Annotated in this window: 9 protein-coding genes; 2 read left to right on the top strand and 7 right to left on the bottom strand. The window is 64.2% G+C overall.

What is annotated here, in order from left to right; all coding sequences use genetic code 11:
- From EOB80_RS12085 to groES, 6 genes are all read right to left on the bottom strand, one after another.
- A partial coding sequence (locus EOB80_RS12085; RefSeq protein WP_164761709.1) for a sugar ABC transporter substrate-binding protein occupies positions 1 to 845 on the bottom strand: 845 nt, incomplete at its 3' end.
- 246 nt (positions 846 to 1,091) lie between these two features.
- The gene (locus EOB80_RS12080; RefSeq protein ID WP_127327761.1) at positions 1,092 to 1,976 is read right to left on the bottom strand and encodes an AraC family transcriptional regulator; all 885 of its coding nucleotides are present in this window, start codon (positions 1,974 to 1,976) and stop codon (positions 1,092 to 1,094) included.
- Positions 1,977 to 2,311: 335 nt separating this feature from the next.
- Positions 2,312 to 2,605, bottom strand: coding sequence for a DUF982 domain-containing protein (locus tag EOB80_RS12075; RefSeq protein WP_127327760.1), 294 nt, complete (start codon positions 2,603 to 2,605; stop codon positions 2,312 to 2,314).
- 92 nt (positions 2,606 to 2,697) lie between these two features.
- Positions 2,698 to 2,925 (bottom strand): hypothetical protein, encoded by a 228-nt coding sequence (locus tag EOB80_RS12070; protein ID WP_013530720.1) that lies wholly within the window; start codon positions 2,923 to 2,925, stop codon positions 2,698 to 2,700.
- 70 nt (positions 2,926 to 2,995) lie between these two features.
- Entirely contained in the window at positions 2,996 to 4,627 is a 1,632-nt protein-coding gene (groL, locus tag EOB80_RS12065; protein WP_127301758.1) for a chaperonin GroEL, read from the bottom strand.
- A 56-nt stretch (positions 4,628 to 4,683) separates the two neighbouring features.
- Positions 4,684 to 4,998 (bottom strand): co-chaperone GroES, encoded by a 315-nt coding sequence (gene groES, locus EOB80_RS12060; protein ID WP_127255658.1) that lies wholly within the window; start codon positions 4,996 to 4,998, stop codon positions 4,684 to 4,686.
- Between the two features lie 331 nt (positions 4,999 to 5,329).
- Here groES and EOB80_RS12055 point away from each other — a divergent pair, with 331 nt between their 5' ends.
- On the top strand, positions 5,330 to 5,608 hold the full coding sequence (locus EOB80_RS12055; RefSeq protein ID WP_127320453.1) for an usg protein: 279 nt from the start codon (positions 5,330 to 5,332) through the stop codon (positions 5,606 to 5,608).
- 189 nt (positions 5,609 to 5,797) lie between these two features.
- Positions 5,798 to 6,580 (top strand): SDR family oxidoreductase, encoded by a 783-nt coding sequence (locus EOB80_RS12050; protein ID WP_127327759.1) that lies wholly within the window; start codon positions 5,798 to 5,800, stop codon positions 6,578 to 6,580.
- Between the two features lie 127 nt (positions 6,581 to 6,707).
- Here the strand turns inward: EOB80_RS12050 and EOB80_RS12045 are convergent, their stop codons facing one another.
- Positions 6,708 to 8,210, bottom strand: a complete 1,503-nt coding sequence (locus tag EOB80_RS12045; RefSeq protein WP_127297074.1) for an ATP-binding protein — start codon at positions 8,208 to 8,210, stop codon at positions 6,708 to 6,710.
- Between the last annotated feature and the right edge of the window lie 77 nt (positions 8,211 to 8,287).

Below are 8,287 nucleotides of genomic sequence, written 5' to 3'. Positions count from 1 at the left end.
GTGTTGTACTGGTCGCCGGCGATGATCAGCTGCAAGGCCGCGATCGTCGCGTCATTGCCGGTCACCGGCGGCACCGGATCGACGCCGGCCGCCTTGAAGGCCGCGATCGCGCCGCCGCCGGTGCCGTCATTGGCCGCAACCACGCCGAGGATTTTTGGTCCGAAGCGGGTGATCTGGCCGCCGGCCCATTGCTGCGCCTTCGGCGGCGCCCATTCCGGCGTGTCGTATTCGGCCAGGATCTTGTAGCCGCTATTGTCGAGGCCGGCATGGATGCCCTTCTTGATCAGGCCGGCCGCCGCGTCGGTCGGCGAGCCGTTGATCTGCAGCACGCCGCCGCTGGCCGGATCGACCTTCAGCGCCTTCAGGTGCTCGACCAGCGAGTCGGCGATGGCCTTGCCGATGCCTTCATTGTTGAACGACACATAGAAATCGGCCGGCGCGGTCGGGATCGGCCGGTCGTAGGCGATGACCTTGATGCCCTGGCTCTGCGCCAGCTTGACCAGCGAGGCGGCGGCGGTCGAGTCGACCGGGTCGAGCACGATCGCCTTGGCGCCCTGCGAGATCACCGAGTTGAACTGCTGCTGCTGGCGCGAGGCGTCGGCATCGGCATTCTGGTAGAGCACCTTGCAGCCCGGGCACAGCTTCTTCATCTCGGCGGCGAAGCCGGGATAATCATGCTGCTCGTAGCGGGTCGAGGCCTGGTCGGGCATCAGGAAGGCGACGGTGGCGTCGGTGACTTCGGCGGCCCTGGCGATAGCGGCGGTGCCGGCCAGCAGCGACAGCGCAAGGGCTGCCACGCCGGCGGACTTGCCGGCGGACTTCAATGAAGATGAAAGTTTGGTCATTCGGTCTTCTCCGTTTCTGGATATGGTTGTAAGAAGGTCGTTGACTGCTTTGGTCTGAAGACACCCATCCGCCCTCGCCCAAACTGCATTGGGAACCGGGACCCGGCGCCGGCCTTTCGAGCCGCGCCGACAACCTCCGCCGACGGAGGAATTCGAGACAAGCGTTCTCCATCGCGAACCGCTCCACGCGGCTCACGTCGTCATGCAAAAGAAAAATCCTCCCTTGGTTCCTCCCTGGCTCCTCCGTTAAGCGGCTTTTCCCGCGTTGATGTTGTCGGCCAGCAGGCGCCTGAAGCGCGAGGGCGGCATGCCCTTCTCCGCCAGGAACTGCCGGTTGAAATTGGACAGATTGTTGAATCCGACCTCGTAGCAGATGTCGGTGATCGAGGCCTGCTCGTCGCTCATCAGGATCTGGCAGGCGAGGTTGATGCGCAGCCGCTTCACATACTGCACCAGCGACATGCCGGTGTGACGGCGAAACGAACGTGAGAAAGCGCCGGTCGACTGGCCGGCGATGGCGGCGAGATCCGCCTCGTCGAACAACTGCGTCAGGTTCTCCCTGATATAGGCGAGTGCCTTGTTCATGCCGGCGGTCATGTAGCCGGAGGGATCGGGCCGGTAGCTGGCGCTGGCCAAAAGCTGGAATTCCTGGGCGCGGCTGAGCAGGCCGGCGATCATCATGAACAGCTCGATGCGGCGCACGCCTTGCGCCTGCATCATCTCTTCCATCAGCGGCGCCAGCGCCTTGCTGGTGCGGCTGGAAAACAGCACGCCGCGACGTGACGCCTCGAGCAGAGCCGTGAGCCCCGCCAACTCCGGCAGCACATGCATGGCATCGCCGATGAAACTTTCGGAAAACTGGATGATGCGGCCACGCAGCGGGATCGAACTGTCCCTGGGGATATCGCTGACCCAATTGTGCGGCAGGTTTGGGCCCGTCAGCACCAGATTGCCCGGCTCGAACTCGCCGATGAAGTCGCCGACGAAATAGCGGCCGTTGGTGAAGATCACCTGATGCAGTTCATATTCGGGATGGAAATGCCAGCGCACCGTGTGGAAGGGGTAGCCGTGCGACCACGCCTTGAAGGACTCACCGCGTCGTATCTGGACAACTTCCAGGTCCGGTTCCATGTCCGTTTCCTCCCGGGCCGGCACGGATATCTGCCGCGTTCGGCCCAATTCCCTAAACCGGCCGAATTGGTTTCGGCTCTGCATTTCAAGAGCCAAGGTACCGGCTCATGACAACAGGCGCCACCACGATTCAAGACAACGGATGATACTTTTTTAACCGGGAGGCGGCGCTCAGAAGCGCTATTCGGGCAGAACAGGTCAGTCTTGCTGACGCGTTCGCTCAATTGACCAACGAGAATGCTGCCGCCTGGGACAGGAATTCCGGCGTCTCCGTGTTCGCCTGGCTTATCGCAAGGCCATGGTCTTCAGGCGCTGTGCAGCGCCGCATCGTCAGTTCACCTCGTGCGCAGCGCACCACCGGCCGCCGTCGCGAGCGGCGTAACCATGTCAGGCACCAATATGTCATGGCGGCGCGCGAAGCTGACCAGCGTGGCTCGCACCGTCTCCGGATCGATCTCGCCGACGATGCCCGCCTTGCAAGCGTTGAGCGCGACGGCATGGGCGCCGTTGCGGCCGGCGCTCGGCCAGTCCTGCAGCAGTGCGTAAGCTTCCATCACGCTGTCGATCTTCCTCGGAAAGCCCATTCCGACCAGAAGGGTGACCGATTCCTCAAATTGCCCGCGATTCATGGCTTGTGCCTCCTCTCGATTGTGCCTGTAGCGGGCCGAGCACCGGGAGCGCGGCCCGCCGCGGATAGGTGAATGGACTGGCCGATTCCCATTCAACCGCTGCCGGCGGATACCTCGGATGTTGCCGACACTTGCTGCGCGGCAAGGAACATCAGTGCCGATGCGGCCGTTCGCCGGTTCCAGCCGGCAGCTTCAGCCATGTCGAGCAGCCCTGCCAGCAGCGGCTTCAGCACGTTCCTGCATTCTGTTTCATAGGCCAGGAATTCCTTCGCTTGGTGCGTAGGAGCCGGTACGGATCCGAGGCCAGCCATTGCATCCATCTTTACCTCCACTTTCTCTTCGGATGACGCCCGCTCCCCGCCAGGGAAGCGGGCGGATTTGGCCGTGACCTCAGAAGTCCATACCGGCGCCGGCGGGCATTGCCGGGGCGGCGGCTTCCTTCTTCGGCTTCTCGGCCACCATCGCCTCCGTGGTCACCAGCAGGCCGGCGACCGATGCCGCGTCCTGGAGAGCGGTGCGCACCACCTTGGCCGGGTCGATGACGCCCTGGCCGTAGAGATCGCCGAATTCGTTGGTCTGGGCGTTCCAGCCCCAGCCGAATTCGCTTTTCTCGCGCAGCTTGCCGACGATAATCGAGCCTTCGGCGCCGGCATTCTCGGCGATCTGCCGGACCGGCGTTTCGATGGCACGGCGCACGATATCGACGCCAGTCTTCTGGTCCGCATTGTCGGTCTGCACGGCATCGAGCGCCTTGGCTGCCCGCAGCAGCGCGACACCGCCGCCAGGCAGCACGCCCTCCTCGACGGCCGCGCGGGTCGCATGCAGCGCATCGTCGACGCGGTCCTTGCGCTCCTTGACCTCGACCTCGGTCGAGCCGCCGACCCGGATCACCGCAACGCCGCCGGCGAGTTTGGCCAGCCGCTCCTGCAGCTTCTCGCGGTCGTAGTCGGAGGTGGTCTCCTCGATCTGCGCCTTGATCTGCGCGACACGGCCCTGGATCTCTTCCTTGCGGCCGACACCGTCGACGATGGTGGTGTTTTCCTTCTCGATTACCACTTTCTTGGCGCGGCCCAGCATCTGCAGCGTCACGTTTTCCAGCTTGATGCCGAGATCTTCCGAGATCGCGGTGCCGCCGGTGAGAATGGCGATGTCTTCCAGCATGGCCTTGCGGCGGTCGCCGAAGCCCGGCGCCTTGACGGCCGCGACCTTGAGGCCGCCGCGCAGCTTGTTGACGACCAGCGTCGCCAGCGCCTCGCCTTCCACATCCTCGGCGATGATCAAGAGCGGCTTGCCCGACTGCACCACGGCTTCAAGCACGGGCAGCATCGCTTGCAGGTTGGAGAGCTTCTTCTCGTGGATCAGCACATAAGGCTCATCGAGTTCGACGCGCATCTTGTCCTGGTTGGTGATGAAATAGGGCGAGAGATAGCCGCGGTCGAACTGCATGCCTTCCACGACTTCGAGTTCGGTCTCGGCGGTCTTGGCCTCCTCCACCGTGATGACACCTTCATTGCCGACCTTCTCCATTGCCTCGGCGAGGAAACGGCCGATCTCGGCATCGCCATTGGCGGAGATGGTGCCTACCTGCGCGATCTCGTCGTTTCGGGTGACCTTGCGGGCATTGGTCTTCAGTTCGGCGACCACCGCATCGACCGCCTTGTCGATGCCGCGCTTCAAATCCATCGGGTTCATGCCCGAGGCAACCGCCTTGGCCCCTTCCCTGACGATCGCCTGTGCAAGCACCGTTGCGGTCGTCGTGCCGTCGCCGGCAAGGTCGTTGGTCTTGGAAGCCACTTCGCGCACCATCTGGGCGCCCATATTCTCGAACTTGTCTTCAAGCTCGATTTCCTTGGCCACGGTGACGCCGTCCTTGGTGATGCGCGGAGCGCCGAACGACTTGTCGATGACGACATTGCGCCCCTTGGGACCGAGCGTCACCTTCACCGCATTGGCAAGGATGTCGACGCCGCGCAGCATCTTCTCGCGCGCTTCGGTATGGAATTTCACTTCTTTGGCAGCCATTGGATCACTCCTTTATCTAGGCAGCATTCGTTGACTGGATGGATACGAAGAAGCCGTCAGGCGGCCTTCTTCACTTCGGCGATCTCATCGATGACACCCATCACGTCGCTTTCCTTCATGATGAGCAGGTCCTCGCCGTCGAGTTTGATTTCGGTGCCGGACCATTTGCCGAACAGGATGCGGTCGCCGACCTTGACATCGAGTTCGACAAGCTTGCCGCTGTCGTCGCGCGCGCCGGGACCGACGGCGAGCACTTCACCTTCCTGCGGTTTTTCCTTTGCGGTATCGGGGATGATGATGCCGCCGGAGGTCTTCTCCTCGGCTTCAAGGCGGCGGACCAGAATACGGTCATGCAATGGACGGAACGCCATGTCGTTCTCCTCGTGGACAAACAGGTTTTTGAGGTTCCTCCGCACCGAACCGGCAATATCGGACCGGTGCGGAACGCCCCGACCCTTCTTCGGCATCGCGGCGCATATCGAGCTAGTTTTGCCGTTTTTCGGTTTCAAGAGACCGGCGAAAAAATTTTTCCATTCGACCAGAAAGGGCGCCAACGCACTGTTATGGCGCGGCTATTTTCGGAACCCCCGAGCTTCTCGCGACGTTGTTTGAAGAGGAACCGATCGTCCCGGCATGGCATCGGGCGAGTTCAATACGGACGTCGCGGGCTGGAGGCCTGAACGGAGAGAGAAGGAGAAAGACATGGCCGATACGGTCAGCAGCGAATTCCGCCTGCAAATGGAAGGTTATGGCCTGACGACGGCCGAAATCCACTATCACCTGCCTGATCATCCGAGCCTGCTTCAGCTCTATGTCTGGCAGGACTATGATCTCGCTCCGGCCTTTCCCGAACTCAAGGGCTTTCTCCAATATTGGGAGCGCGAACTCGACGGTCCGCTGCACTCGGTCCGCGTTGCTCATCACCGGCTCATCCGGCCTTCGGAATGGCGAGCCGTCGAGGGCATCATCACGGTCCACTAGAGGTCTTTGGGACGGACTCCGCTCCTGCTTCGCCCCCCGGAGCGACAACGTTGGGAGCGACGACGTTGGAGCAGGCTCCTGCCGGCCCCACGCAGCGCCAACAATCTCCGCTCCAGGATTTCCAATTTCCATGTTGTAAAACGATCCTGCCGCGCTAGCCTAAAACCCGATGCGAGGTGGGGAAGAGGAATGGAGCTTCAGCTCAACGGCAAGGTGGCGCTGGTCACCGGCTCGACGCAAGGCATCGGCCGCGCCATCGCCGAGACGCTGGCGCGCTGCGGCGCCGGCGGCCTGCTCGTCACCGGGCGCGAGAAGACCCGCGGCGATGCCGTGGCGGAAGAGCTTTCGCGGCTCGGCACGCCGACGGTCTTCGTCGCCGCGGACCTCGCCGACCCGGCGGCCCCTGCCCTTTTGGCGCAAGCCTGCATCGAGCGCTTCGGCCGCATCGATGCGCTGGTCAACGCCGCAGGGCTGACCGACCGGGCTTCGTTCCTCGACGCCGATCTCGACGGCTGGGCCTCGCTGTTTGCGGTCAACGCGCGGGCACCCTTCTTCCTCATGCAGGCGGCCATCGCCGACATGAAGAAGCGTGGCCAGGGCGGCGCCATCGTCAACATCCTGTCGATCAACGCCCATTGCGGCTCGCCGGAACTCGCCGTCTATTCCGCCAGCAAGGGCGCGCTGGCCACGCTGACCAAAAACGCCGCCAACGCCCATCGCTTCAATCGCATCCGCGTCAACGGCATCAATGTCGGCTGGACCGACACGCCGGCCGAACGTGTCATGCAGGCCGACACGCTGGGCAACGGGCCGGGCTGGCTCGATGCCGCCAACGCCTCGCAACCCTTCGGCCGCCTGTTCTCGACGAGCGACATCGCCAACCTCGCCGTCTTCCTGCTTTCGGATGCTGCCGGGCCGATGACCGGCACGCTCGTCGACCAGGAACAGTGGGTGATCGGGGCGAACCGGTGAGCGCCATCGAAACGCATGCGCCCTGCATGACGCATTTCGCGTCGGCACCGTTGCCGTCAGAAGTTGGTCGCGATGAGGGTGACTGAAAAAGCCTATCGCCCCATTCGCTCAAAGCACCCGCGCCGCCTCACAGCGCCAGGCTCCCCTGCTCCACCTCCTCGGCATTCGGATCTCCCGGTGCGGTGGCCCAGGCCAATTCGACCAGCGTCACGGTGCGCCGGCCTGTCCCGTCGAGTTGGCAAACGATGAGGCCCTGCTCCTCGATATAGGTCAAGAGGCGCCGGGCGCGGCGCAGCGAGTGCGAGCCGTAGGCGCGGGCGATCGCGGCATCGCTCGGGCACGGCCAGCCCTCTTTCGCCGCACGGGCGATCATCATGAATACGCCCTGCATGTCGTCGGGCAGCAGCGACGCGCGGACGGAAACGTCCCGCCACGCGTCATCCTGCGTCGTCTCGGAACCAAGGCCGGCACGGGCGCGCGTCAGCATGCGGCGGAACTCCGGGAGGTCAGGCACGACCGAGGCCAGGCCTTCGATGCGGCAGCGGACTACGAACTCCTGATAGAGAACGCCAATCACGCGAAAACCCGCATCGGGCTGCGCCAGGATGGCGCGCAGCACACGGTCGACGCGTTCACGACGCTCGGCCAGATCCTCGGCGCTGATTTGCGGCTCCGCCGGCTCGGGGCGCATTTCCAGTGCCGCCGATTTGGCCGCCATCAGCTGGTCGAGCAGGTCCGGCGACGCCGGGCGGCGCGGCGTGCGCACCGTCTCGGGTGGCGGCGCCGCCAGGATGATCGCGCGTGCGTCTTCCAGCGCGGATTCCGGCATTGCCATGAGCCGCGGCGTGCCGTTGCGCGGGCTGGTGTCGGTCGGGCCGATGCGCAGCCCCAGCGGACGGCGCGACAGGGCCGGGCCGAGCGCCATGAACTGCCCGCGTTCCAGATCGCGGAACGCTTCCGCCTGGCGTCGCTCCATGCCCAAAAGATCGGCGGCACGCGCCATGTCGATATCGAGGAAGGTGCGGCCCATGAGAAAATTGGACGCCTCGGCGGCGACGTTCTTGGCGAGCTTGGCCAGCCGCTGGGTGGCAATGATGCCGGCCAGCCCGCGCTTGCGGCCACGACACATCAAATTGGTCATGGCGCCGAGCGAGAGCTTTCGCGCTTCGTCCGACACCTCTCCGGCCACCGCCGGCGCGAACAGCTGCGCCTCGTCCACCACCACCAGCATTGGGTACCAGTGGTCACGGGCGACCTCGAACAGCCCGCCGAGGAAGGCGGCGGCACGCCGCATCTGGTTCTCGGCGTCGAGCCCTTCGAGATTGAGCACGGTGGAGACGCGATGCATGCGCGCCCGCTCGCCGGCCGCCTGCAGGCCGCGCTCGGTATGCTGCTCGGCATCGATCACCAGATGGCCGTAACGGTCGCCCAGCGAGACGAAGTCGCCCTCGGGATCGATGATGGTCTGCTGCACCCAGGGTGCGCTCTGCTCCAGCAGGCGCCGCAGCAGATGCGACTTGCCGGAGCCTGAATTGCCCTGCACCAAAAGGCGAGTCGCGAGCAGTTCCTCAAGATCCAGCTTCGCCGGGGCGCCCGCGGTCGTCTGTCCCATCTCGATCGCAACGGTCATCTCGACTCAGGCGCTCCTTTCGCAGACGGGCTTATCAACTGGGTCACAGCCCGTCGAGCGTGGATGACCGCCTGCGG

This window comes from Mesorhizobium sp. M7A.F.Ca.MR.245.00.0.0, assembly GCF_003997415.1.
In the GTDB taxonomy this organism is placed as follows: Bacteria; Pseudomonadota; Alphaproteobacteria; order Rhizobiales; family Rhizobiaceae; genus Mesorhizobium.
The sequence above is the reverse complement of the archived record's forward strand: the minus strand, read 5'-3'. Positions and strand labels throughout refer to the sequence as shown.

Bases quoted from the DNA above. Each gene is read 5' to 3' on its own strand.
- EOB80_RS12080 (WP_127327761.1), bottom strand. From the start codon at position 1,976: ATGGAACCGGACCTGGAAGTTGTCCAGATACGACGCGGTGAGTCCTTC.
- EOB80_RS12075 (WP_127327760.1), bottom strand. From the start codon at position 2,605: ATGAATCGCGGGCAATTTGAGGAATCGGTCACCCTTCTGGTCGGAATG.
- EOB80_RS12070 (WP_013530720.1), bottom strand. From the start codon at position 2,925: ATGGATGCAATGGCTGGCCTCGGATCCGTACCGGCTCCTACGCACCAA.
- groL (WP_127301758.1), bottom strand. From the start codon at position 4,627: ATGGCTGCCAAAGAAGTGAAATTCCATACCGAAGCGCGCGAGAAGATG.
- groES (WP_127255658.1), bottom strand. From the start codon at position 4,998: ATGGCGTTCCGTCCATTGCATGACCGTATTCTGGTCCGCCGCCTTGAA.
- EOB80_RS12055 (WP_127320453.1), top strand. From the start codon at position 5,330: ATGGCCGATACGGTCAGCAGCGAATTCCGCCTGCAAATGGAAGGTTAT.
- EOB80_RS12050 (WP_127327759.1), top strand. From the start codon at position 5,798: ATGGAGCTTCAGCTCAACGGCAAGGTGGCGCTGGTCACCGGCTCGACG.
- EOB80_RS12045 (WP_127297074.1), bottom strand. From the start codon at position 8,210: ATGACCGTTGCGATCGAGATGGGACAGACGACCGCGGGCGCCCCGGCG.